This window comes from Chryseobacterium sp. HNCC26DJ240 (assembly GCF_057180485.1).
The window spans coordinates 47,777-72,594 of sequence record NZ_JBXUGK010000009.1 but is presented as its reverse complement, the minus strand read 5'-3'; the positions used below and the strand labels follow the sequence as shown (position 1 = coordinate 72,594).

22 protein-coding genes are annotated in these 24,818 nt (G+C 35.5%); 6 read left to right on the top strand and 16 right to left on the bottom strand.

Going from position 1 to position 24,818, the window contains the following annotated elements; translation table 11 throughout:
- Positions 1-67 precede the first annotated feature (67 nt).
- From AC2A1G_RS18005 to AC2A1G_RS17995, 3 genes are all read left to right on the top strand, one after another.
- The gene (locus tag AC2A1G_RS18005) at positions 68-577 is read left to right on the top strand and encodes a CinA family protein (RefSeq protein ID WP_484048280.1); all 510 of its coding nucleotides are present in this window, start codon (positions 68-70) and stop codon (positions 575-577) included.
- Between the two features lie 35 nt (positions 578-612).
- Positions 613-867 (top strand): SemiSWEET transporter, encoded by a 255-nt coding sequence (locus AC2A1G_RS18000; protein WP_484048279.1) that lies wholly within the window; start codon positions 613-615, stop codon positions 865-867.
- 65 nt (positions 868-932) lie between these two features.
- Complete coding sequence (locus tag AC2A1G_RS17995) at positions 933-1,922, top strand: SDR family oxidoreductase (RefSeq protein WP_484048278.1); 990 nt, start codon at positions 933-935, stop codon at positions 1,920-1,922.
- A 389-nt stretch (positions 1,923-2,311) separates the two neighbouring features.
- Here AC2A1G_RS17995 and AC2A1G_RS17990 read toward each other — a convergent pair whose 3' ends face one another.
- Positions 2,312-4,048, bottom strand: coding sequence for a RagB/SusD family nutrient uptake outer membrane protein (locus AC2A1G_RS17990; RefSeq protein ID WP_484048277.1), 1,737 nt, complete (start codon positions 4,046-4,048; stop codon positions 2,312-2,314).
- Between the two features lie 24 nt (positions 4,049-4,072).
- Positions 4,073-6,835, bottom strand: a complete 2,763-nt coding sequence (locus AC2A1G_RS17985) for a SusC/RagA family TonB-linked outer membrane protein (protein WP_484048276.1) — start codon at positions 6,833-6,835, stop codon at positions 4,073-4,075.
- 281 nt (positions 6,836-7,116) lie between these two features.
- On the opposite strand from AC2A1G_RS17985, the gene AC2A1G_RS17980 reads away from it, so the two are divergent.
- From AC2A1G_RS17980 to AC2A1G_RS17970, 3 genes are all read left to right on the top strand, one after another.
- Positions 7,117-8,244, top strand: coding sequence for an alkaline phosphatase (locus tag AC2A1G_RS17980; RefSeq protein WP_484048275.1), 1,128 nt, complete (start codon positions 7,117-7,119; stop codon positions 8,242-8,244).
- A 258-nt stretch (positions 8,245-8,502) separates the two neighbouring features.
- Positions 8,503-10,284, top strand: a complete 1,782-nt coding sequence (locus AC2A1G_RS17975) for an alkaline phosphatase (protein WP_484048274.1) — start codon at positions 8,503-8,505, stop codon at positions 10,282-10,284.
- Positions 10,285-10,445: 161 nt separating this feature from the next.
- The gene (locus tag AC2A1G_RS17970) at positions 10,446-12,179 is read left to right on the top strand and encodes a metallophosphoesterase family protein (RefSeq protein WP_484048273.1); all 1,734 of its coding nucleotides are present in this window, start codon (positions 10,446-10,448) and stop codon (positions 12,177-12,179) included.
- Here AC2A1G_RS17970 and AC2A1G_RS17965 read toward each other — a convergent pair whose 3' ends face one another.
- The 14 genes from AC2A1G_RS17965 to AC2A1G_RS17900 form a co-directional block, all read right to left on the bottom strand.
- On the bottom strand, positions 12,180-12,731 hold the full coding sequence (locus AC2A1G_RS17965; protein ID WP_484048272.1) for a hypothetical protein: 552 nt from the start codon (positions 12,729-12,731) through the stop codon (positions 12,180-12,182).
- 11 nt (positions 12,732-12,742) lie between these two features.
- Positions 12,743-13,066 (bottom strand): hypothetical protein, encoded by a 324-nt coding sequence (locus AC2A1G_RS17960; protein WP_484048271.1) that lies wholly within the window; start codon positions 13,064-13,066, stop codon positions 12,743-12,745.
- A gap of 79 nt (positions 13,067-13,145) precedes the next feature.
- On the bottom strand, positions 13,146-13,856 hold the full coding sequence (locus AC2A1G_RS17955) for a class I SAM-dependent methyltransferase (protein ID WP_484048270.1): 711 nt from the start codon (positions 13,854-13,856) through the stop codon (positions 13,146-13,148).
- A gap of 44 nt (positions 13,857-13,900) precedes the next feature.
- Positions 13,901-14,620, bottom strand: coding sequence for a hypothetical protein (locus AC2A1G_RS17950; protein ID WP_484048269.1), 720 nt, complete (start codon positions 14,618-14,620; stop codon positions 13,901-13,903).
- Positions 14,621-14,636: 16 nt separating this feature from the next.
- Entirely contained in the window at positions 14,637-14,948 is a 312-nt protein-coding gene (locus AC2A1G_RS17945; protein WP_484048268.1) for a hypothetical protein, read from the bottom strand.
- The gene (locus AC2A1G_RS17940; RefSeq protein ID WP_484048267.1) at positions 14,945-15,349 is read right to left on the bottom strand and encodes a hypothetical protein; all 405 of its coding nucleotides are present in this window, start codon (positions 15,347-15,349) and stop codon (positions 14,945-14,947) included. Before AC2A1G_RS17940 ends, AC2A1G_RS17945 begins: the two co-directional genes overlap by 4 nt.
- A gap of 42 nt (positions 15,350-15,391) precedes the next feature.
- Positions 15,392-15,826, bottom strand: a complete 435-nt coding sequence (locus tag AC2A1G_RS17935) for a lysozyme inhibitor LprI family protein (protein WP_484048266.1) — start codon at positions 15,824-15,826, stop codon at positions 15,392-15,394.
- A gap of 35 nt (positions 15,827-15,861) precedes the next feature.
- On the bottom strand, positions 15,862-16,287 hold the full coding sequence (locus tag AC2A1G_RS17930; RefSeq protein WP_484048265.1) for a hypothetical protein: 426 nt from the start codon (positions 16,285-16,287) through the stop codon (positions 15,862-15,864).
- Between the two features lie 2 nt (positions 16,288-16,289).
- Positions 16,290-17,048, bottom strand: a complete 759-nt coding sequence (locus tag AC2A1G_RS17925; protein WP_484048264.1) for a DUF6882 domain-containing protein — start codon at positions 17,046-17,048, stop codon at positions 16,290-16,292.
- A gap of 5 nt (positions 17,049-17,053) precedes the next feature.
- The gene (locus AC2A1G_RS17920) at positions 17,054-17,920 is read right to left on the bottom strand and encodes a hypothetical protein (RefSeq protein WP_484048263.1); all 867 of its coding nucleotides are present in this window, start codon (positions 17,918-17,920) and stop codon (positions 17,054-17,056) included.
- Between the two features lie 57 nt (positions 17,921-17,977).
- Entirely contained in the window at positions 17,978-18,277 is a 300-nt protein-coding gene (locus AC2A1G_RS17915) for a DUF2695 domain-containing protein (RefSeq protein WP_484048262.1), read from the bottom strand.
- Positions 18,278-18,294: 17 nt separating this feature from the next.
- A complete protein-coding gene (locus AC2A1G_RS17910) occupies positions 18,295-18,576 on the bottom strand; it encodes a hypothetical protein (RefSeq protein WP_484048261.1) in 282 nt (93 codons plus the stop codon).
- 192 nt (positions 18,577-18,768) lie between these two features.
- Entirely contained in the window at positions 18,769-19,077 is a 309-nt protein-coding gene (locus AC2A1G_RS17905; RefSeq protein ID WP_484048260.1) for a hypothetical protein, read from the bottom strand.
- A gap of 19 nt (positions 19,078-19,096) precedes the next feature.
- Positions 19,097-24,790: a DUF3320 domain-containing protein gene (locus AC2A1G_RS17900; protein WP_484048259.1), complete on the bottom strand. Its 5,694-nt coding sequence runs from the start codon at positions 24,788-24,790 to the stop codon at positions 19,097-19,099.
- Between the last annotated feature and the right edge of the window lie 28 nt (positions 24,791-24,818).

Sequence of the window (24,818 nt, the reverse complement as noted above, 5' to 3'; positions counted from 1 at the left end):
CCACAAATTACTTCTTCGGGCATTCTTTTTGATTTTGTGACTTTACCAAATCACAAAATAATATAGCATGGAACTCCAGAAAAGCCTTTTACAGAATATCGGGCAGTGTCTTTCGGAAGCAGGTGAAACAATTGCCGTTGCAGAAAGCGTTACCGCCGGATTTTTACAGTTTTCTTTCTCCCAGATTCATGATGCGTCTAAAGTTTTCAAAGGTGGCTTGACGGTTTATGATAAAACCCAGAAAAAAGATCTTTTGAAAGTTGCTATTGATCGTATGACTTATAAAGAATTAGTCTCTGAGAAAATTGCCGAGGAGATGGCTCTCAAAATCGCTGAAGTTTTCGGAACAGATTGGGGAGTAGGTATTACAGGATATTCTCAACCTTCGGAAGTTTCTGATTTTAAAACTTTTGCCTATTTCAGTTTTGCTTACAAAGGCGAGATTATCTTAACCAAAATTTTAGAATTACATCCACGAACCGAATCTGTAAATGCACAGTTGTATTACACTGAATTTCTTTTAGGTTGTCTTAAATGTGAACTGAATAAAATTGCAATGCAGACGCATGTAGGCTAAAGAATCAAAAATAATTTTATTCAAAATTTCGTAAAGTGGATGAAAATACTTTAGGTCTTATCGCAGGAGCGCTCACAAGCATCGCTTCAGTTCCGCAGGTTATCAAGGTTTTTAAAACTAAAAACACGGATGATCTTTCCGCTTTGATGCTCATTATTTTAATTTCCGGGCTTTCGCTTTGGGTTTGGTACGGTGTCAAAAAAGATGAGTTGCCAATCATTCTGTCTAATGCATTTGCTGCAGTTTTAAACATGGTTTTGCTTTTCTGTAAAATCACTTTCAAAAAGTAATTTTTCCCAAGCCTCCTTTTGCATGTTATTTGTTTAGTTTAAAACCAACATCACAATTATTTATTATGGAAAATCAGATATTAAACGATAAAAGTTTAAAAGGAAAAACCGTTGTCATCACCGGTGGATCGAGTGGAGTAGGACGTGCCGCAGCCGAAGCTTTTGCTTTAGAAGGTTGCAACGTAGTCATCGCTGCACGAGGTGAAAAAGGTTTGGACGATACTGTCTCGCTGCTTCATGATTTGGGAGTTGTAGCTTTAGCAGTAAAAACAGATGTTACTGTTGCAGAAGAAGTGAAAAACTTAGCCGAAAAAGCCCTTCAATTTAATGGAAGAATTGATATTTGGGTAAATAATGCCGGAGTTATGGCTACAGGTAAATTTGAAGATATGCCTGCAGATGCTGTAGATCAAATCATCAAAACCAATTTGCTTGGTTATTTACACGGAGCTCATGCTGTTTTGCCGATATTTAAAAAACAGACAGACGGAATTCTCATCAACAATATTTCCATCGGAGGGTGGATGCCTACACCTTACGGAACGGCCTATTCTGCATCAAAATACGGAATTCGGGGTATGGTGGAAACCTTACAGGGTGAAACTTCAGAATTCCCAGATATTCATGTTTGTGCTCTCTATCCGGGAATGCAGCAATCGACGGGAAATTCACATTCAGCAAAATTTTCAGGGTTGGATTTTAAAGCGCCACCCGGAGCTCAGGATCCGAGGGAGCTGGCTGGCTATATGGTAAAGACCGCTAAAAACCCTAAAGTACATGTGTACCCTGGCTTTTCGCCTTTCGCCATGACTAAATTTTATAAGTTTTTCCCGGGTATCTTCAATTCTCTAAGTTTCGGTGTATTGCGAATGATGATGAAGCCGGATAAAAATAAAGAAACCATAGGGAATCTTTTCTCTCCTTCGTCCGGTCCGATGAGAATTTACGGAGAATCTGCCCTCCCGAAAATCACCAAAAAAACAAAACTGATTGCTGTGGGAGCATTGGCTGCAGGAGCAATTTTCCTGATTTTAAATCGAAAGAATAAAGATTAAATGTTTCAGGGTTTTAAAAATTGAAAATCCACTATTTCGTTAGCATATTCTTAACCACCAGGGACACAAGGAATTTCACAATGAACACAAGTTTTAGTGTCCCTTGTGAAAAATATTTGTGCCCTTAGTGATAAAAAAGCAAAAGATTTACCCCAAACTTTTTAAACCATTAAGATATATAAGTTATTAAGTTTCCTTGAGGAAATATCTGAAGATATTCATTAAGGCAACCTCATATTTTAAATCATTTACACCCACAAGAATCTTAAATGTAAAATTTTGAATATTAATCCTCAGCCTTAACCTTAAACTTAACCTCACCAACAAAACAGCCCGCAGAATAAATCCGCGAGCTGTTTCTGAAGTATAGAAATTAGTAAAAATAAAGTTTAGTACCCTTCGTTCTGAACAAGATAGCCTGGTGAACTGGATGCTCCGTCGATTGCTGACTGAGGAATTGGGAACAGTCTTTTTCTTACATCAGTGTTGGTTTTTGAGGTGTAGGTGTCTTCGTAATGACCAAATCTGATCATGTCTGTTCTTCTGGAATATTCCCAGTAAAACTCAAAACCTCTTTCTCTGTACAATGTATTCAAAGTAATTGAAGCTAAAGGTGCTGGAGTAACGGCAGGTCTAGCTGTTCTTGACGCTCTTACCAAATTAACATCAGCCAAAGCTGCTCCGGTATTTCCTTTTCTTAATTGAGCTTCTGCTCTCATCAGATAAATATCAGCTAAACGGAGTAGTACGATGTCAGCATTTCCTCTGTTTCTACCGGTATCTGAAGTTCTTGAAAACTGATATTTTGAAACTCTGTATCCGTCTGCATAATCTTTGTGCGTTGGATCTTCCAAATCAACTTCCAAAACGTGATTTACATATTTTGTGAAACCGTCTCTCTGCTCAATCATCGGATAAATTTTATATAGTCCATTATCGGTTTTGAAAGGCTGTCCGTTGGCAGAATTTCTCAATCCCCATTGAATTCCTCTCTGAATTCCTCTGTTGATTTCGTACGTAGAACCATTTACTAAAAAATAATGATCATTATCATTAGCCGGAGAAATTCCAGTTAAATCCTTTTTATCTGCTGGTACAGTAAAGTTTTCTTTATAAAATCTTGCATCTGCCTGAGCAGGATCTATACTTCCATTTGCCTGAACCCAAGTTTGGTAAAATTCTGGTGTGATTGCAGGACCATCTGTTCCGTTTGCTTTCGGGAAAGCTGCCAAAGGATACTGGCTTCCTGAAAGTGACCAATAGCCTAATCTGTTGTGAGACGTTGTTAAATCCTGACGCTGATCAATCGCAAAAATCAACTCCTTGTTGGAGTGGTTGTTGTCATCAAAAATCGCAAAATATTCCGGTGATAAAGTGAATGCACCTGTATTGATTACTTTGTTGGTGTATTCAATTACTTTATCCATATCTGCTGAAGCAAATGTTGGAGTTCCGTAAGGATCTCTGTAAACTGCTGCATTAAGATAAAGCTGTGCTAAAAATCCGTTTACGGCAGCCTGAGAAACTCTTCCCGGACCTTTTGTATTGTCTAAATCATTTACAACAGCTAAAAATTCACTTTCAATGTATGAAATAGCTTCCTGTCTTCTTAAAATTATTGAAGGGGTACTTGCTGCATCTTTTTTAAAGGCAATCCCCCAGTTGTCAAGCATCAACATGTTGTAATAAGCTCTCAGGGCTCTCATTTCAGATAAACCTTTTGCTGCTTCAGGATTTGTGGCTGCCAATGGCTGTAATCTCTCGATTGCAGTAACGGTTCTCGAAAGCATTAATGTAAAAGCATTCCATGTGTCTCTTACGACAACGTTGGTGGTTGTGGTGTTGTGCTGTTTTAGCTCGATGTATTTTCCACCATCGTACCAGTCGTTTCCGCTTCCTCTTGGAGGTAAAATTCCCTGATCTGAACTGATTAACTGTAAACCATAATTTTTAGTATGGGTAAATGCATCAGTAAGTGGCCCGTAGGCCGGTGCCATTACACCAATAGTAAGATTTTCTGTAGTTGCATCCATCGATTCGTCGATGATTTCTTCTGAAAGGTCTGTACATCCTGTCGCTACAAGTGCGCTTAAACCTAATATCGTGATAAAGAATTTATTTTTCATTGGTAATTTTTTTAGAATAATTAATTAAAATGCTACGTTTACACCGAATACAAAGCTTCTTGCTTTTGGATAAGTTGCATAATCGATTCCGAAAGACTGAATTCCACCCTGAGAAATACCGGTGTTGATTTCCGGATCAAACCCGGAATATTTGGTAATCACAAATAAATTTTGAGCCGTTACCGTAAATCTGATGTTTCTGATGTGCTCACCGATTCCGATAATTTTTGGGTCTAAATTATAGCCTAACGTTGCGTTGTTTAACCTGAAGAAATCTCCTTTTTCTAAATATCTTGTAGAAATAACGTTCGTATTGTTTGCACTTTCATTGGCAAATTGAGTTGCTGCATTGGTTGTGTTCTGAGAAAGTCCTAATCTACCTCTTGTAAATAGAGTAGAAGCGGTGTTGTTATAAATCATGTTTCCTGCAACACCATTGAAGTTTAATCCTAAATCAAAATTTTTGTAAGCAGCCTTAAGGTTAATGTTATAAGTGAAATCTGGCAAAGCACTTCCCGCAGCAATTCTGTCGTTGTCTGTGATTTGTCCGTCACCGTCTACATCTCTGAAAATGTTAGTTCCGTTAGCATTCAATCCCTGGAAATCTCGTACGTAGAAAGTTCCGATAGGCTGTCCGTTTAGATATCCGTTGATTACAGCGTTGGTAGTTCCAGGCCCTTGGGCTTCCCCGGTTGAAATCACTTTGTATGGAGAGTCTTTTACTTCATTTTTAATGAAAGACATGTTACCGCCGATGCTGTAAGTGAAATCACTGTTTCTCTTGCTGTCGTAGTTGATGGCAAATTCAAGACCTGTGTTGTTGATGCTCATGTCGGGAATGTTTTTCCACATGGTTTCTGCCGGTTCGATTGGATCTTCAGGACTGATTTCTAATAGAATATCGTTTGAAACTTTTTTAAAGAAATCTACAGCTCCCGTCAATCTGTTGTTGAAGAATCCGAAATCCAAACCAATGTTGGTCTGCGTTGTAACTTCCCACTGAAGATCCGGGTTGTTAGCTCTTACCAAATAAATTCCCACAGGATAGTTTCCACTGTCGTCCATCGGGTAGGTTGCCTGTCCGGTTCCATCTGAAGCAGATTTATAGCTTTTTTTCGTGATTTTACTTGGGATTTCCTGATTTCCTGTTTTACCCCAGCTTGCTCTCAGTTTCAAATTACTGATGGCATCTACATCTTGAAGGAAAGATTCTTTGCTGATATTCCAACCTGCAGCTACCGATGGGAAAATTCCGTAACGGTTGTTTTCACCAAATTTCGAAGAACCATCGGCTCTCAACGTTGCCGTTAATAAATATTTATTGTCAAAACCATAGTTTACTCTACCAAACCAAGACTGTAGTTCGTTTCTGTTGGCGATAGATGAAGAAGTGGTATTGTTTTTATTGGCAGCACCAATTTGGTGCTGTGGCTCAATCCCATTGTTCGGGAATACCGAATAATCCCAGCTTCTGGCTACCAAATACAGTTTTTGATAAGAGTGTCCCGCCATTACATTAAAATCGTGACGGTCTAAACCAAATTTGTACGTTAAAGTATTCTCAATAAGGGTATTGTTGTTGGTGAAATAATTTAAATTTAAAGTTCCAACTTCTAAAGGAATTGCATGTGGCGTATTTTGTACCACTCTGTCTGCCGAAGAGTAATCAATCCCTAAGTTCATTTTATAAGTTAAACCTTTAATGATTTCCACCGAAGGAGAGATGTTGGCTAAAATTCTGTTGTTGCTTGTAAAGTCTTTATAAATCTGCTGACGGATCAATGGGTTGAACGCTCCGTTATTGAAGACTGTCGTTGGCGAACCGTTTGTAAAAGCAGGATATGTAGGATTCAATGTAAGCATTGTAGAAACCATACTTGAAACACTCGGTCTGTTGTTTTCTGTTCTGGTTCCGTTTAGGTTGAAGTCGATATTTACTCTGCCATCAAATGCTTTTTGAGAAACATTTACACGTCCTGTATATCTTCTCAGATTACTGTTGTACAAAATACCTTCCTGATCTTCGTATCCTAAAGCGGCAAAATAGTTGGAAGTATCTGTAGCTCCTGCAGCTGAGAAATTTACTGTTTTAGAAACTGCTGTTCTGGTAAGCTCGTCCTGCCAATCGGTATTTCCGCCCATGTCGTCAACTTTTGCTCCCATGGCAGCAACCTGTCTTCTGAATTCGTCTGCACTGAAGACATCCATCTTGTTGGCAAGGTTTGAAATGGTAAGATTAGACGAAAGATTCATCTGAGTTCTTCCTTTTTTACCCTTTTTAGTAGTGATTACAATAACTCCATTTGCTCCTCTTGCTCCGTAGATTGCTGCTGCGGAAGCATCTTTCAATACATCCATTGATTCAATATCTTGTGGATTGATGAAATTCATAGGGTTGTTGGCAACTCCTGTATTGCTGTTGTCGATTACAAAACCATCAATTACATACAATGGAGTAGTTCCGGAACGCAAACTTCCAACCCCACGAATCACGATATTTTGATTAGCTCCAGGCTCTCCACTTACATTTGCTACGTTCACCCCGGCAACTTTACCTTGAAGTAACTGCCCTGCATTCGCAACCAAACCTTTGTTGAAGTCTTCACTCTTTACAGAACCTACAGCTCCGGTTACATCAGATTTTTTCTGAGAACCATAACCTACCATTACGACTTCTTCAATATCTGTAAGTTTATCACCCTTTATGGTGTCGGATTCTTTTTTTTGTGCAAATGTTAAGCTTACACAGCCCATCAAAACAGTTGGCACGAGATAAATACGCTTCATTCCTTTTTATTTTCGTGCAAAATTAGCCTCAAAAAACACCGACTTCCGTTAATTTACCGTTAACTAACCCTTTTTAAAAATTAATAAAATGTGAATTATGTTGCGAAAAATTAAATTTACGTAAACTTAATATTATTAACATTGACTTAAATAATTGTAAATGAATCAATGTGCCATTAACATTGAATTTGTTAATATTAACTCTGCTTTTTTGTGTCTCTATTCTCCTTAATTTTGCCCGTTGTTTTTGACAATAAATAATTATCAAAAAAATAATCATTATGAATTATCTATGTAAAAGTCTCAATGTAAGGGTGTTCGCAGTTGTTTTTATGCTTCTTTTTGAATCACTTACAAATGCTCAAACTCAGAAACCCATCAATGTCATTTTTATGATTGGTGACGGAATGGGAGTTTCACAAGTCACTTCTGCATTCTATTTTGGAGAAGGTGAACCCAATTTTCAACAATTTAAATATGTAGGTCTTTCTGAAACTTCATCTACAAGCGATAGGATTACAGATTCTGCAGCAGGAGCCACAGCTTTGTCAACAGGACAGAAAACCTATAAAAGAGCCATTGGAGTCGATAAAGATTCTCTGGCAATTCCTACAATTCTGGAACAGCTTCAGGATAAAGGCTACAAAACAGGCTTGGTGAGTTTAACGAGTATTACGCACGCAACACCAGCTTCGTATTATGCCCATATCAAAGACCGTGATTGGCATGAAGATATCGCTCTGGATTTTATTAAATCTGATGTTGATTTTGCTGCAGGAGGTGGTTTAAAGTTTTTTAATAAAAGAAAAGATAAAAAAAATCTTCTGAAAGATTTACTGAAAAAGAATTATAGAATCGATACAGTTTCGCTTTCAAAACCGGTTTCTGGAAAGAGAAATCTATATTTAATGGCTCAGGATGAATTACCCAATAAAATTCAGGGTAGAAAAGATTTTCTTCCGGAAGCGACTCAAATAGCATTAGATTATTTTACTCAGGAAAATAAGCCATTTTTTTTAATGGTAGAAGGTTCTTTCATCGATTGGGGTGGTCATGCAACCAACGCTGAAATGATGGTAAAAGAAGTGCTTGATTTCGATAAAACCATTGGTGTCGTGATGGAATTTATTAAAAAGAATCCCAATACTTTATTGGTAGTAACTGCCGATCACGAAACTGGCGGCGCAAGCATCGGAAAGTTCATGGAAAAAGATTCCGCAACCGGGAAAATGAAAGAAGTAAAAGATAAAGTACAGGTTAATTTTATTGACAGTCAGCACACTGCGGCATTAGTTCCTGTTTTTTCAATGGGAAAAGGAGAAGAACTGTTTTCAGGAGTTTATCCCAACAATACCATTTACCATAAATTGGTAGAAGCCCTGAAGAAATCGGGTGTCTCTCTAAAGTAACTGTAAGAAACGAGAAACTTTCTCAAGATTAATCAGCAGTTTTAAAAATAACCCAGACAGGATTTTTCCCAGCTGAAAAAGTAAAATAAATACACCTGTTTAATTTTTTTCTCTAAAATGTAGCGGTTTGCTGAGCATACAGCGATCATAGAGCGATCATAGAGCGATGATACAGCGATATATTAGATATAATCTTTAAAATTTTGAAACTGTTTAATTTTTTTTACATCAACCTCAACCTTAACCTCAACCTCAAAAATGATTTCCACAATAAAAAAAATAAGTTTTGCCATCGCTTTTTCTGCAGCAAGTCTGGCTTTTGCACAGAAACCGATGGCGCATTCTCATAACGATTACGAACAGAAAGTTCCGTTCTGGTATGCCTTGGGAGCGGGCGCAACTTCCATTGAAGCTGATGTCTATCTTGTAAATAATGAACTGTTTGTATCTCACGAACAGAAAAATATTCAAAAAGAAAGAACTTTCGACAACCTGTATCTTAAATCTATCGAAAAAGCACTTGATTTAGGAATTATTAAAGATCAACCTATTCAGATTTTAATCGATTTAAAAACAGATGGCGAATCAACTTTGAAGAAAGTAGTTGCTGAAATTTCAAAATATCCCAAGATTACGGCTCAGAAAAATATCAGTTTCGTGATTTCCGGAAACAAACCTGCAACGGAAAAATTTACTTCATATCCAGATTTTATCCGGTTTGATTATCAGTCTTTAGAAAATCTCACTCCGGAACAATGGAAAAAGGTCGCTCTTTTAAGCCTGAATTTTAAAGCCTATTCAGTCTGGAACGGAAAAGGAGGTTTAACGGAAGATGATTTACCGAAAGTAAATGAAGTGATTAAAAAAGCAAAGTCTTTCAACAAACCATTCCGTTTTTGGGCGATTCCCGATGGGAAAACTTCATGGGAGTTTTTTGCACATGCCGGTGTAGATTTTATCAACACAGATCACCCGAAAGAATGCGCAGAATATATTGCAAAATTAGATTTAAGAACATTCAAAAATACATTGTACAGCGAAGTTTATCAGCCTAAATTTTTGTATGAAAATAAAAATGTTCCCGTAAAAAATGTGATTTTATTAATTGGCGACGGAAATGGTTTATCTCAAATTTCATCTTCGGTTTTGGCAAATAAAGGTCAGCTTACTTTAACGCAGCTTAAAAATATTGGTTTAATTAAAACCACAGCAACCGATAATTTTACCACAGATTCTGCAGCTGGAGCAAGTGCTTTTGCCACCGGAAAGAAAACCAAAAACAGATTTATCGGCGTAGACTCGGATGGAAAACCGATTCCAAATATGACCGAAGTTTTATCTGAAAAAGGCTTCAATACAGGAATTATAACAACAGACGAAATCGTTGGTGCCACACCTTCCGCATTTTATGCCCACCAAAAAGACCGCGGTATGGAAAAAGAAATTGCACAGGATTTAACGAAATCAAAACTCACTTTTTTTGCAGCTGGAGGAAAATCTAAAGTTTCGGGTTTACATGATTTTAAGCTGGCAAATAATCCTAAGGAATTAGCAGAAAGTAAAGCTGAAAAAGCAGCTTTTTATATATCAGAAAATGGTGTTCCACAAGTTTTGAAAGGTCGTGGAAATCTTCTGGCAGAAACAGTAGAAAGTGGTTTGCAATTTTTAAATAACAAGAAAAAACCATTCTTTATGATGGTTGAAGCTGCACAAATCGACAGTGGTGGTCACGCCAATAACGTTGGAACCATCGTAACAGAAGGAATTGATTTCGACAGAGCAATAACGAAAGCAATTCAGTTTGCAGACCAGAATCCGGGAACGCTGGTTGTTATTACAGCTGATCACGAAACGGGCGGTTTCAGTATTCCGCATGGGGATATGGCGACAAGCACGATTGAAGGAGATTTTACAACAGACGATCACTCAGCCACTTTAATTCCTGTGTTTTCATATGGTCCGAAATCTGAAACTTTCACGGGAGTTTATCAAAACAATGAAATTTTCCATAAAATTCTTTCAGCATTGAAACTGAAATAAGTTTACTCACGCAGATTTTTTAATTTGCTTTATCTATAAAATCTGCGTGAGATTTCTTTTCATTAAAAATTAAAAAAATTGTCGGTTTGAAAATATTTTTAAAATATCTGTTCTCAGTTTTATTTTTAAGTTGTTTTAAGATTTATGCACAACAAAAACCTGTGCAGATAGCATTTTTGGCTGACGTACATTTTCAGGATTTGTATGGTGAATTTTCAGATTTAGATTTTAAAGGAATTGCAAACCCAAAAACAGGTAAGAAAACCATTCTCAGAACGATGGATTCTCAATTGCATTCTACAAGGATTTTTAATGAAAATTACTTTGCATTTCTTGCAGCTTTAGATGATATTGCCAAAAGAAATATTAAAATTGTTGCACTTCCGGGAGATTATACAGATGACGGACAAGCCTATAATCTGCGAGGTTTAAAAAAGATTTTAGACGATTATGAGAAAAAATATGGCATTCGTTTTTTAATCACAACAGGAAATCATGATCCGGTCGGTCCGTTTTTGAAAGAAGGCGGAAAGACTGATTTTATGAATGAAAATGGCGATGAATTAACCATTGTAAGTTCGAAAGATTTAATTAAAAACAAAAATTCAGAAGCGATTGTAACCGAAGATATTGCGATGTCGGGTTATTTGGAAATTCTGAATGAACTGAAGAATTTTGGCTTTGCACCATCAGCAAGAGATTTGTTTTGGCAAACACCTTTCAGTAAAGATGATTATCAGAATTATTCGTTTAAGAATGTTCAGAAAGACGCTGAATATTCGCAGAGAATGTATGAAGTGAGTCCTGGTTTTTCGGTTCCCGATTTTTCTTATGTTGTCGAACCGGTAAAAGGAATCTGGCTTTTGGTTATTGATGGAAACACTTACATTCCCAAAAATCTAAACGGAAATCCTACTGATGAAAGCAATTACAAAGGAGCTTCTATCGGTTATAATAATGTTTTAACCCACAAAAAGCATTTGTTTTCATGGGTGAAAAAGATTTCTGAACAAGCAGAAAAAAATGGAAAAACCCTGATTGCATTTACCCATTATCCGATTTTGGATTACAATGATGGTGCTTCTGAAGATATTCAGAATCTGTTGGGAAAAAATGAGTGGCAAATGGACAGAGTTCCGAAAGATGAAGTAGCAGAATTGTTTGCAAAAGCAGGTTTGAGGCTTCATTTTGCCGGTCACATGCACATCAATGACACCGGAATAAAAAAGTTTGAAGACGGGAAAATGTTGGTGAATATTCAGGTTCCTTCTTTGGCGGCGTATATTCCGGGATATAAAATTCTGACGGTGAATTCCAAAACTCAGTTCGATGTAGAAACGGTTACCATTGATAAAGTTGCGAGATTTGATGAGCTTTTTCCTTTGTATGAGAAAGAGTATGAATTTTTGAAAAAGAAAAACTCAAAGGAAATTTGGAATAAGGAAATTTTAAAAACTAAAAATTATAAAGATTTTACAGCTTTTCATTTGAAAGAATTGGTTCGATTGAGATTTGTTCCTTCGGAATGGCCAAAAGATTTTATTGAAAAAGCATCAAAATTAAATGGCGAAGATTTGCTGAATTTAAGCTTAGGAAATCAAAAAAAATCGGAAAAAATTCAGTCAAAAAAGTTTAGAAAATGGACGTTTGATGAGGTTTTAATCAATTTATATCAACTTCAGTCTGCGGATGAATTAGCAAGGAAAGATATTTCAGAAAAAAGACTTTCACAATATAAAATTTTACAGGATAATTTTAAGAAATTGCAGACAAAAGATCAATTTTTAAATCAGCTTAAAACTTTTTTTAAGATTTTAGAAAAACTTTCTTCTGGAGATACTTCTAACCATTTTGAGATTGATTTTGACAAAGGTGAAATTGTGAAATTGAAGTAATTATTTTTTAAATTTTATCGTTTTAATAGCGGTCAATAGTTCTTTATGACTTTTTGTATTTAGATCTAAACCGTAAAGATTAAACTTGCTTTTTCCAATTGAAGATGTACCTAAACTATCGATGTAAATTCCAGTAAGACCGTTCCCTGATTTTTTAGGACTAACAATTTTGGCATTATATCCCGATATGCTTTCGAAATGGTTTTTATTGATTTTAAAATCTTCCTGATTTACCTTACTTATGTCTGAAACAATTATCATCTCAGAAGTATCGGTATCAGGATGTTCTGCTAAAATCGTTTTCAAAAATTTCCTGTCATATATGACAATTTTTTCTTCCAAAGAATTTGAGTAAGAACCGTAATCGAAATGAATAGTGTCATTTTCTTCTGTAACAATAGCTCCGATTTCACTGTCTATTCCAGAAATTTTTATTTCTTTCCAACCGTTTGGTATTTCAATAGTAAACTGATTAAAATTTATTCTCTTTGTTTGCTTTTTCGTGCAGTTCTGTAAAAATAATAGCAGGAAACAAAATGTGAAAATTTTCATAATTGAATATTTTAAGCAAGTTGCCCTTTATCAAAGCCGACTTCGCAAATCAGGCAAAACAAATCTTCACGCAAAACACGGTTCACGCGATAGTCTAAAATAGCTCTGATTTCTTTGTCAAAATCCTGCTCAGCAAGAGATTTGTTAGAATCTGATTTTTTATCATTTGGAACTTTATCATTTTCAATATTTTTTGATTCTGCTTTTACAATACTTTTATTTAAAGACGTTTTAACAGAGTCTGATTTGAGTTGATTTTCTGATGTTGTCTGCAGGTTTTGAGCAAAAACGAAGTGGCAGCCAAGTAAAAGAATGATTTGTAGAAATGATTTCATCGTTAATTATTTGTGAAAACTAAGGTAAGTAAAATTTAGTTTTATTGGTCTCTTGTTTGTGATTTTTTAACTTGAATGATTATGATTTTGTACCATAAATTCCGGTTGCACAACCGTAGAAATAACTTTCTGATTGCACATTGAGATTATTTTTCTGAAATATTTCCTTTACTCTCTCGCAGTTTTCAAAATTTTCGGTGTAAATCCAAAGCATTTTATAATCGTTTGGGTTTCCTAAAAATAATTTACCCAAAACAGGAATTATTTTGCTTAAATACAATTTGTATGGAAAATACAAAATCTTGTTTTTAGGTTTTGAAACTTCCACAAAACTGAATTTTCCATTGGGTTTTAGAATTCTTGAAATTTGTTTGGCGAGAATTTCCAATTGTTCATTATTAAATGTTTTCAAACCATAAGCACAGGAAATAATATCAAAAGAATCTGATTCTAAATTACTCTGAAGAATGTCTTCACAAAGCAGATTCAGCTGATTTTTAAAAACTTTATTTCCTTTGTTTTTTGATTGTAAAATCATTTCCTCAGAAAAATCTAATGCTGAAAAAGTAGAGTTGGGAAAGTTTTGTTTGAGGTAAGTCCAGTTTTCACCTAATCCTGAAAGCAAATCGATTACATTTAAATTTTGCTCAGATTTCCCCAATTTGTTGAGAAACTGTCTTCTCCAGCGAATCGAGAAACCAAACGAAGTAATGTAATTCATTCTTTCGTACGAACCAGACATCTGATTGAATAGTTGTTTTACAAATTTTGGTTCGTAAATATTGTTCATGGTTATAGAAATTTAGACTGAAAATTTAATTCAGATAATCATTTTTAAAGGTCTTTAAAAGTTGTAACCAATCTATAATTGATCAGTTGATAGAGATAAATACCTTTTATAGGAATCGCAAAATTATTTTCAATCTTATAAAATTTTGGCGGATAATACTTTTTTATGGCATCAAGATTCAGTTGTGAAACATGATACTTTTCTTCACTGAACGTTTTATCAAAACCTGTCATATTTTCAAGTGTCTCAGGACTTTCGCTTCCATTAAATTTTGGATAACTGTAATAATGTCCTTTCTTGTTTATGTAAACGTTATCGTACTGATATTTCTGATGAAAATAATGACTTCCATCTTTACTTTTTGATAAGTAGAGAATAACAGTATCTCTTTCTGCAAATCCCGGAGTTCCATAATGATCGTAGGCAATAAATTCTACAGTATCGGTTTTAAGATAGTTAAACATTTGTCTAACTACTTTGTATCTGCATTTAAAAGCTCTGTCCATTACATAACTTTTCTTTACTATTTTAAGAGTGTCTCCCGTTTCTTCATCAATTTCATAATTGTTCGTCGGTACATCTTCTTGATTTTCATTTGGATCAAATTCTGTTACAGAGATTTTCTTCCCAACAAAAGCATAGAGATTAATGTTTTTATTTGCTCCGCCATGCTTGACGTTTTTTGAAGTAACAATGAAGGCAGATTCACAAGCTATTAAGAGAAATAAAAGTGATAATAAAAATAGCAACGATTTTGTTTTCATAAACTAAAAAATAATTTTAACCTCTTATCTGACTTAAAAGATACAAACTTATCCAGACAGCAAAATAGTAAAGAATAATATTGGTAATCAGATACGTTTTCTCAATTTCGATTGTCTTTTTTCTGTTGATGGTTTTTATGCTTCCAAAAATCAAAAAAATTAAAGAAAAGAGAACCGTGAAAATCGAAAGAAGAAAAACCGAATTCAATATTTTTTCATAATACATCCATTCAAAATTAAAATTTTGAAAATAATAGTGCTGAATTCCAAAAACAATAATGAAGATTAACAGGATCAGCTGATATTTATAGATCTTTTTTAATCTCATTGTATTTTAGTTTTATAGATAATTGAATCGTAATTGACAACAACATTTAAAGAATCAAAATACTTTTTATGTTCAAAATTTAAATTGAAATCCGTCACATAATTTTTGAGATTCTTCAAATCAGGAAGAGAGTCATTGTCTATATTCAGCATAAGCTCAAAATTTTCAAGTTTTGTAACTTTTTTATGTTTTAAATCCCTGAAATACCAAAGTGTATCGGTTACGTCACCAATTTCTATTTGATATTTGTATTTTTTATTTAAATCATAAAGCAAACTGTTAGTTTTTCGTGATGCTTCGTAATGAGGAACTCTTCGCATTCCCCATGTAAAAGGATTCAAATAAAATAACATGGGCAGAAGAATCAGAATAATGAGAACTATAGTTGCTGCTTTTTTCATGAGATTATAGAATTGATAGCTTTTGCTAAATAAATTTGAAAATTAATATTCTAAATTTTCAAAATACATTTGCAGTTCCAAAGCTCTGCTTTTTACGATTTCTTTTTTCTTATTTTCTGCAATCGTGTACCACATAGTTCCTTCTTTCAATTCAAAGTAAAATTTAGAAATCAACAAATATTCTTTATCTCTGTAAATCATCCATTGTTTTTGAGATTCTTTTAAGGCTTCAAAAGTTTCTTTAGGGAGTTTACTTTTTAAAAGATTATAATATTTATTCAGTTCGTTATCCCAGGATTGGGTTGCTTTTATGGTGCAGTTTCGTATTTCAGCATTAGAAATATCTTTTTTATCGAGACATTTTGATTCTGCGGCATCTATAAAGTTTTCTTGTTGATTTTTGCTCTGAGAAAAAACAGAAATTGAAAGAAAAACTAAAATTAGGATAATCGTATTTTTCATGATGTTCTTAGACATGGATGCAAACAATGATGACTTGAATTTAAAATAAATTAGAGGTTCTTAAATCGATACGGAATCTTCACAATATCAATTACTTTCTCTCCCTTGTTATTTTTTCCGGCAGTCCATTTTACATCCTGAGTTGATTTTGTGGCGGCGGCTCTTATTTCTTTGTTGAAAATTTCATTTTTTCCGTAAGTAGAAATATTGAGAACATTTCCCTGTTGGTCTATCTTTAAAATGATTTCAGTATTCAAAGTGCTTCCCAAATTTTTCAAATTATTTTTGTTGATGTTTTGGTCAATCATTTTCAAAAACGCTTTATTTCCATTGGGAAACTGAGCCGGAAAAGCTACTCTTGGCGGTGGCGGTATAGACTGATCCTGCGGTTGGGAAGATTGGTAACGGTCTGCGATTTTTTGTGAAAAACTGATGGAGAATATTGAGAGGGCTAAAAGTGATAGTGCTTTTTTCATAGTTATTGTTTTTTGTTAAACTCTTTTAAACTGAAGTAACAATCTTCACAAATCAATTTGATCTTTGCAAATTCCATTGTTTCATCATCCCAGCCGTTATTTTCTGATCTCACTTTTTCGCATTCATCGCACCATGCCTGAAAATCGTCGTCTTCGTCAAGTTCCATTCCATGATATGTTTCAAATGCCTCTTCAAAACCATTGGGAGTTTTTGTATTTAGATGTTGGCAAACAAAAGCTTGTCTTCCGAATCCATGATTATCGCAATCCACAGTTTTTTGTTTCATTTTTTTAATTTCCGATAAATTTTTATCTTCTATAATCTCTGTTAGAAGCATATATTTATCAAGATTATCGGAATTGACTTTATAAACCCCAATTCCACCAAGAATCGATATACCAATAGCTAAAAATTGCCAACCATCGTATTTGTCACCCGCAAAAGTTCCGTCGACCAGTTTTTGGTAGTTATGTTCCTCGCCAAACTGTTTGATTTTTAACGTTTCATTTTTATTGGGTTCAAAAGATGAATTATTAAACCAGCTCCACATCCACGTTTGAGAATTTGATGAAAAAGTTCCTATCGGAATATATCTGAAAAATATTTCATCCTCATCCTCATTGTACAATCTGAGTATAGAAGCGTCACTTTCATAGAACCAGTTGGCAAAAGAGTCAAGGTCATATTCTTGTTTAAATCTTTCCTGAACCGGAATTAACTTCTGAAGTTCAGCATCTGCAAAGTCATCGTAGTTTTTCATTGGAGTTATTTTTTAACCTCGTAATGACCTTTCGCTGAATTCCATGTAAGTCTGTTTTGATTTTCCTTCCAAAACTTCATCCACCATTCCGCATTTTTTGATTCATCAGACTTTTCGTCACCAAAAAGCATTGCCAGATAAGAAAATGTATACCTGTCGGGATTACAAAGTGCCGCAGGAGAGTCTTTTTCTTTTGGCATTTCATCCAATTTATAGATTCTTTTGAGACAGCTTTTTGTGATCTGATCTTTCTGAGCATTTGGTTGTAGTGAAATGATCAATGCTTTTACAGCAGATAAACTGCTTATTTCCGGAATTTTAGAGTTCTCCAGCATAGTTGTTTTAAATTCATCAACCGTTTTTTTATCAAAATAAGCTTGCCATTTATTTTTAAGTTCTTCAAGTTCTTTTTTACCTGAATTCATACTTACAAAACCATAGTTTTTTTTGGTAAGACTTTGCAGAATCTGGTTTGCTCTTCCTGCCACGGTAAACAGATCGTTTTGAAATTCCAATCCTTTCCCTTCAAAAGTGATATCACCGTTTGAAATTCTGTCCCAGATAATTAACCGGCTTGTTCCTTTCAGTTTTGTTTCTGAAGTATCCGTCAATTGCTGAACTAAAGATTTTTGATAATCGGTATCAGTGAGATGATGATTTACCGAAGCGTTTAATGTTAAAAATACTTCGCTCCAGTATTGATCGCGTAGATTTTTTTCCAGAAGCTGAGATGATGATAGTTTTTGTGCTTCATCATACATTTCCTTCGTATAGTTCTCAATATTTTGCTGACTCCACGAGGTGAGTAATCTTTGCGAAAAAGAAAAGCTGAAACACAGCATGAATAGAATAACCGGAAATTTTGTTTTCATCATGGTTAGATTTATTATAGTTTTTATCAAATATACAAATTGTGAATGCTTGCGATTCTAATTTTCAAATTTTTCTTCTACGTTATAAAGCACTTCGCAATCGCAAAAACCGCCGTTTTCTTTTAACCAATTTGTAATCTCTTCGATGTTTGTGATGTGATTTGTTTCTAAAAAATGCTTCGATAGTTTCAGACTGTCATCACAGTCATGCTCTTCAAGTTTTTCATCCAGAAAATCAAACAGATTTTGAAAAATTTCTCTGGAAACCGGAAGATTTTTTTCAAATTCTATTTTGGCCTTTTCCTGTAATTCTCTGTGAATTTGTCTGCGTCTTTCTTTCTCGTTTTTGTCTGGCATTTGATTTTATTAAATTATTAATGATAAACTTTCGTAATTATTTTTATTGCTTCATCCTTTGCATTTTCAATATTTTCAAAAGTACGTGAGTAAAAATAAAATAGCGCAACATGAAATTTTGGTAACTCAATAAAAATATAATCATTTATGCCATGAAAGAAGTGGAAGCTTTTATTTTTCGTTTTAAAAATTACAAGAGAATTCAAGTTCTTAATTTTGGATTTCACAGTAACTCTTTTTTGCGCATTTCTTAGCTGACTAATTGCCTTTTCAGGAGAAAATTCTATTTCTTCTCTCATAACTGAAAGAGGAATATCTTTTAAGTATTCAATAAATTCAGATGATCTTGCTTTCCTGAAACTTCGTCTAAATTCTAATAGTTGAAATTTATATTCAATAATTTCCAGCCATCGGATTATGTTTTGTATTTCTTCTAAATTATAAAAAGAGTCAGCTAAGTTCGTACTTGTCAGGATTGAATTGATTTCACTTTATATATTGGCGAGCAAATTATTATTGCAATTTGCACAAGCTGGAATAGTTGTTTTATTGTAAGTTTGTTCAATGCCATTCACATTGGTTATAAAAAATTTCTTTGTACAGTTTTCAAATACCCAACGTGGAATTACATGTTCTTTGGTTAAATTTGATGTGTTCGCACAAAAAGCACATATTTCTTTTTCAAATTTAGTTTTACTCTGACTTCCCAAAACATTACGATTTACAACATCATCGATAATTTTCTTTGAATTACGTCTTAATTGGACGCGTAGGTTTTTTAGTTTGTCATCAATTTCCATATTAGTAAATTTGAGTTTTTCACCCCAAACCAATCCTCCCATCAACCTCCTTCAGCATCCCTTTCCCAATCAAATCCTCCACACAAAACTTCACCACCGCATCAATCTGCGAGCCCACTTTTGAAAAACCAAAAGTCTTGCAAACGGCACGAACCAGTTCCTCTTTATTCAGGCTTAAATTAGAATGCATCAATTCCATCATTGCTACCGAAATTTCTTCCGGAGGAATCTCGTCAATCAGCCTTTTTTCTGCAGAATTATCTCTGTAAAAATCAAGATTTTGAGGTTGTAAATTTTCGCTCCAGTAAAATTTTTGATAACTTTCTGTCGTTTGAATATTCGGAATAGAAGCCAAAGTTTCCAAAAGGTAGGTGTTCAGTTTTCCACCGGCTCGCGAAGTATTCCAAAGCTTGAGAATCTTCCTGAACAAAGCATTCTGGCTGATCGGCGATTCTGTATCAATGATGGTTTTTAGCTGACTTAAAAGTGCCTGCCTGTTTTCAAAATGATAAATCGATTCTGAGTTGGCATTAACTTCAGGACTCAAATCTGCCGCAACGTAAGAAATCATTTTCGAAGGTTTTTCTTCCTCTGCAACCTCACTCAGATAGATTTTTTCTGAAGTTTTCAGTTCGGTAATCTCTTCCCTTTTTTCTTTAACCTGAGTTTTGATTTTTTCTAATTCGACCTTAATTTTTTCAACAATTTTCTCTTTATTTTTAATCCAGTCCAACGTCCAGATCCTGAAAACATTCCAGCCGAGACCTTTCAGAACATTCGGAACGAGCAGTTCACGGTCATTGGTCGTGTGGATGTTAAAATAATTTTCACTGTCCAGCAAAATCGCCAGAAGATATTCGCTTTCATTTTCAGGATCAATAATTCCAATATCGATTTTATATTCAGAAGTTCCGATGTTGGTTTTGATTTTCAGTCCATGCTCTTCAAGCGTTTTCGCAACAGCATTTACCATCAGTTTCTGCTGACTGACGGTTTGATTTGAGTTCTGATACACCAAACCTTTTTCAGAGAAATTCAGGAAGTTTTTTAAGCCTAAGACGCCTTCCGAGCTGGTTCTGTTCATGTCGATCTGGTCGCCTTTCAACGAAGAAAATACTTTCATTTCATAACGCGCTCTCGTCACGGCAACATTCAGTCGTCTCCAGCCTCCGTCACGGTTCAACGGACCAAAATTCATGGAAACCTTGCCATCTTCATCGGGTCCGTAGCCAATCGAAAACAGAATAATATCGCGTTCGTCACCCTGTACATTTTCAAGATTTTTAATGAAAATCGGTTCCTCAGAATTGATTACAAATTCTTCCAGATGCGGATTTTCCTGAAATAATTTCTGCAGCAAATCTTCAATTAAACTTTGCTGAGTCTGGCTGAAAGTCACCACACCAATCGATTTTTTATTCTGATTTTCGAGATGAATTCTGATATATTCAATGATTGCTTCCGCCTCATTTTTGTTCGTTCTCGTTTTTCCCTTGTCGTAAAATCCGGCGATAAATTCAAACGTCACTTTTCGGTTTAAATCATCCGGAGACGGAAATGTGAGCAATTTATTATCATAAAAATGAGCGTTCGAGAACGAAATCAGACTTTCATGCTTGCTTCGGTAATGCCTCAACAAATAATTCGAAGGAATTGAAAGCGCTAAACAATCATCAAGAATACTTTCCAAATCTTCCAGCTCAAAATTTTCTTCATCCACTTTTTGAGAAGCAAAGAAACTTGTCGGTGGCATCTGTTTCGGATCACCCACGATAATCGCCTGCTTTGCCCTCGCCAAAGCACTGACCGCCTCAGAAGTCGGCAGCTGCGAAGCTTCATCGAAAATTACCAAGTCAAAATGCTCTTCGTTCACATCAAAATACTGCGCCACCGAAATCGGACTCATCAACATACACGGTTTCAGCCTCGGAATTAAAGTAGGAATTTGGTCAAACAGTTTTCTGATGGACAAACCCCTGCCTTTATTGCGAATCGCTTTCTGCAAAATCCCAATTTCTGAGCTTTGTACAGCTTCCTGAGAAAAATTCGGGATCCGGTCGCTGAGTTTCATCGTCAGCTGATTTTTGGTCAGTTCGGTAAATTCTTTGTGCAGATTTTTATACTGCTGAATCTGAGATTCGTAAATATTGGCATCAAAACCATTCAACGTTCCCGAACTGTAAATGGTTTTTATAAATAAATTCAGATGAATGATTTTTTCAAATTCTAGCTCCAAAGATTCTGTGTCAAGCCAGCCTTTTTCAAGGAAATTGATGAACCAGTTTAAGTTTAAATCCTGTGCTTTTTCTCTTAAACCATTAAAATTAATCCAGTCTTCCAGCTGATGAATATTCTGTACGACTGTCTGCAAATCGGCTTCATTAGGGATTTCGTCTACATATTTCAATAAATTGTTTTCTGCACCGTAAAGTTCTTTAAGCTTTTCAACATGGTCAGAAATATTCAGACTGTTGTTTTGTTTTAATGAAAAATCTTTCAGCCATTCAGGGAAATTTCTGATGGCAATTTTCTGGGCTAAATCTTTCGCATTTTCAATAGTTTTTAAATCTTTCTCAATCGCAGAAACGTCAAACGAATTTCCGTTAAAATAAAGATTCGTCACCGGTGAAACTGCCTTATAATGAAGATTTGAAAGTTGATTTTTAAGCTGCTGATAATTTTCAAGCTTCTCAAAAAGTCCGTCAATCTGCACATCAGATTCAATTCCCGATTTGGCGTAACCGTTGAGTTGCTGCTTTACTTTCCTCTGTTTAAACCATTTCGGAATAAACCAAGTGTATTTCGCCTGATTCCAGATTAATTTTAGTGAGGCAAAATCAATATTTAAAATGGAAGAATTAAAATTTGCAGTAATCTGACTTTCTATTTGCTGAAACTGTGTCTGCTGTGACATCCAGTTTTTAAATAAATTCAGTTGACTCTCATTAAAAACCAAATCAACCAAACCGGATTTTACAGGATTGTCTTTTAAGAATTCAAGAATTTCCACACTGTCCGCATTGGAAACTTCCTCGAGCTGAAACTGCTTTTTAATCTGTTCGGCTTCATTTTTCTTTTCATTAAACTGAGAAATCGCCGAGAGAATCAGATTTTTATTTTCAAACTGATGACTTGAAGTTTTTATCGGCCGTAAAGCATGAAGCGAAGGCTGCCCGATTTTCTGCACAATCGATGCAAACGGAATGAGCCAGTCTTTCCACTGATTCCAGTTGAACACATCAGCACTTTCCAAAGGAAAATTGATGTGGAAACGCTCATCGGCCTGTACGTGATTTTTTTCCAGAAAGGCAATCGTATCAAATAAACTCCAGCCAATCGGGAATTTCTGATGCAGATCATTCACATATTTTCCAAGTTCTTTTCTACGTTCATCAAGTCGTTTTGCCTCCTCGTGATAATCGGCATTGATTTTATATTTCGGAACTTCCAAAGTTCTTTCAAACTGTTTCAGAACATCCGATTTTTTAGATTTGTTGGAATGCAGTTCAAGGCAAAATGCTCCCAGACCGATGTTTTCCAGACGGTTGTGAACGACATCCAAAGCGGCTTTTTTAGCAGCAACAAAAAGCACTTTTTTATCATTCGACAAAGCATCGGCGATGATGTTGGTAATCGTCTGCGATTTTCCCGTTCCGGGCGGACCGTGTAGGATGAAACTTTTGTTGAGGTTGGCATTTTTTACGGCGTTCAGCTGAGAATTATCGGTCGAAATCGGTAAAACCAATTCAGATGCTGATATATTTTCAAGACTTTCTGCGTCATTTTCCACGCTTTCCAAAGTTCCTGTCAAGCGTCCGTCAATCAGACTTTTTACAATCGAAGATTTTTGAATTTCTTCTGAATATTTTGAAATATCCTGCCAGAGAATTAATTTATTAAATGAGAAAATTCCCAAAACCAACTGCTCCAGAACATCCCAGCCTTCAAGATTCAAGACGGCATTTCTGATAATCGCCAGAACTTTCGGAACATCAACGCCCGATTCGTCCATCGGAAGATTTTCGAGGCTGTTAATATTGAGTTTGAATTCCTGTTTTAAATATTCAAGCAACGTAATGTTGATCATGGTTTCCTCCTCGCGGCTTCGAAGCGTAAATTTAGAATTCACCGACTTCCGCGACAGTTCGACAGGAATCAGCAAAATAGGAGCGAGCCTTGGGATGTCTTTATTTTTAGGTTCAAACCATTTCAATAAACCAATTCCCAAATACAAAGTACTTTTTCCGTTCTCTTCTTCGGCAAGTTTTGCACTTCGGTACAGGTTGGTGAGAATATTGTCGAGGTCGTCCTGATGGTAATAGGTGAGAAGTCGGTTGTATTTAAACTCATCCTGAGCCATTTTAAAAAGCGGCTGCGACTGATGCAAAGGTTCGCCATACAGACTGTATTTTCTGAGAACCGCCTGATTGTTATCGGGATGAATGGTGAAAGATTTTCCGTCGGCGAGGCTGTCTTCGAGCACATTGATTTTCGTGTCAATCAGCTGGAGCATGCTTTTGGTAAAGCGCAGATTCAGAAGGTTGTTTCTGAGCGAAAGATCGAGCAGTTTTCTTTCCCAGACTTTTTGTTTGGTTAAATTTGAAAAATCCGTCAGTTCGAGGTCATGGTACTGGGTTCCCAAATCAAAATCCTGATCGAGTTTCGTTGAATGTTGAACGGAACTGAAATCCTGAGTTTTTACCGTTTCATTTTTCAGAAGTGGGAGAGGTGAAATTCCCGCCGACCGTGCATTTTTAATGTCTAATGACAACAGAAATCGTGACGAATCCATCAGTTGGGTTTCAGCAGAATTCATCGCATCTTTAAATGAAATTTGAGTTCCTCGGCAAAGGCTGGTCGATTCAATTAAACCAATTTCTTTAATTCCCGAAGCTATTCTTTTGGAGATTGCCGCCTGATCAAAATTAACCATTCCATCGAATCGCTGATCATCCAGCCAGACTCCGACAAAAGCATGACCTTCCGTTACCACGATAATTGGATTTAAATCAATTGCTTCCAGACAAGCTGCAAACAAAAGTGAAATATCGATGCAGTTTCCGAATTTTGTTTCTAAAACAGTGTCCACAAGTCTGATTCTTTGTCCGTTCTTTTCAAAACTTGGAGGCATCGAACTGTAAATTAAATCCAGATTCTGAATGGCTTTGTAAACCGCCGAAACCATCTGCAAAACTCTTTCCTTGCTTTTCTGCTGATACCCTTCAAACGACGGCGTGAGTTTATTTCTCGCCAAAATATTAATCGCATCGGCTTTGAGTTTATACAGCGAAGTGGTATTGGAAAGAACATACGAAGCCAAAAGTTGCGGATACGACTGCAATCCACCGAAATAATCCATCGGCAGCACTTCGATGCTAAAAGTTTTCTCATAAATCGATTCGCCGTCTTTAAAAACCTGAATTTTTATCTGATCTAAATCTTTTTCCGTCAGTCTTTTCAGCAAAGCATTATCAAAGACAAAATTGAAAAGCGAGATTTTGTACAGTGCATTTGCCTTGATTTTATCGATATAAACATCGTATTTTTGAAATAAACCTAAAGATGAAGTGATCTGAAGATTGAGATTTTCAAAATCTTCAGTCACGTCTCTGAAAGCAATGCTCTGCAGAAAAGGATATTGGTTTAAGCAAAAAGTATAGTTGAAATAAGGGCTGTGATGTATCTGTAAGTCAAACGGAATAATCTGATTCATAAATGTTTTTTGTGATTGTCACTCTCTT

Excerpts from the sequence above, each read along its gene's own strand:
- AC2A1G_RS18005 (WP_484048280.1), top strand. The coding sequence starts at position 68 with ATGGAACTCCAGAAAAGCCTTTTACAGAATATCGGGCAGTGTCTTTCG.
- AC2A1G_RS17995 (WP_484048278.1), top strand. The coding sequence starts at position 933 with ATGGAAAATCAGATATTAAACGATAAAAGTTTAAAAGGAAAAACCGTT.
- AC2A1G_RS17990 (WP_484048277.1), bottom strand. The coding sequence starts at position 4,048 with ATGAAAAATAAATTCTTTATCACGATATTAGGTTTAAGCGCACTTGTA.
- AC2A1G_RS17985 (WP_484048276.1), bottom strand. The coding sequence starts at position 6,835 with ATGAAGCGTATTTATCTCGTGCCAACTGTTTTGATGGGCTGTGTAAGC.
- AC2A1G_RS17980 (WP_484048275.1), top strand. The coding sequence starts at position 7,117 with ATGAATTATCTATGTAAAAGTCTCAATGTAAGGGTGTTCGCAGTTGTT.
- AC2A1G_RS17975 (WP_484048274.1), top strand. The coding sequence starts at position 8,503 with ATGATTTCCACAATAAAAAAAATAAGTTTTGCCATCGCTTTTTCTGCA.
- AC2A1G_RS17965 (WP_484048272.1), bottom strand. The coding sequence starts at position 12,731 with ATGAAAATTTTCACATTTTGTTTCCTGCTATTATTTTTACAGAACTGC.
- AC2A1G_RS17960 (WP_484048271.1), bottom strand. The coding sequence starts at position 13,066 with ATGAAATCATTTCTACAAATCATTCTTTTACTTGGCTGCCACTTCGTT.
- AC2A1G_RS17955 (WP_484048270.1), bottom strand. The coding sequence starts at position 13,856 with ATGAACAATATTTACGAACCAAAATTTGTAAAACAACTATTCAATCAG.
- AC2A1G_RS17950 (WP_484048269.1), bottom strand. The coding sequence starts at position 14,620 with ATGAAAACAAAATCGTTGCTATTTTTATTATCACTTTTATTTCTCTTA.
- AC2A1G_RS17945 (WP_484048268.1), bottom strand. The coding sequence starts at position 14,948 with ATGAGATTAAAAAAGATCTATAAATATCAGCTGATCCTGTTAATCTTC.
- AC2A1G_RS17940 (WP_484048267.1), bottom strand. The coding sequence starts at position 15,349 with ATGAAAAAAGCAGCAACTATAGTTCTCATTATTCTGATTCTTCTGCCC.
- AC2A1G_RS17935 (WP_484048266.1), bottom strand. The coding sequence starts at position 15,826 with ATGTCTAAGAACATCATGAAAAATACGATTATCCTAATTTTAGTTTTT.
- AC2A1G_RS17930 (WP_484048265.1), bottom strand. The coding sequence starts at position 16,287 with ATGAAAAAAGCACTATCACTTTTAGCCCTCTCAATATTCTCCATCAGT.
- AC2A1G_RS17925 (WP_484048264.1), bottom strand. The coding sequence starts at position 17,048 with ATGAAAAACTACGATGACTTTGCAGATGCTGAACTTCAGAAGTTAATT.
- AC2A1G_RS17920 (WP_484048263.1), bottom strand. The coding sequence starts at position 17,920 with ATGAAAACAAAATTTCCGGTTATTCTATTCATGCTGTGTTTCAGCTTT.
- AC2A1G_RS17915 (WP_484048262.1), bottom strand. The coding sequence starts at position 18,277 with ATGCCAGACAAAAACGAGAAAGAAAGACGCAGACAAATTCACAGAGAA.
- AC2A1G_RS17910 (WP_484048261.1), bottom strand. The coding sequence starts at position 18,576 with ATGAGAGAAGAAATAGAATTTTCTCCTGAAAAGGCAATTAGTCAGCTA.
- AC2A1G_RS17905 (WP_484048260.1), bottom strand. The coding sequence starts at position 19,077 with ATGGAAATTGATGACAAACTAAAAAACCTACGCGTCCAATTAAGACGT.
- AC2A1G_RS17900 (WP_484048259.1), bottom strand. The coding sequence starts at position 24,790 with ATGAATCAGATTATTCCGTTTGACTTACAGATACATCACAGCCCTTAT.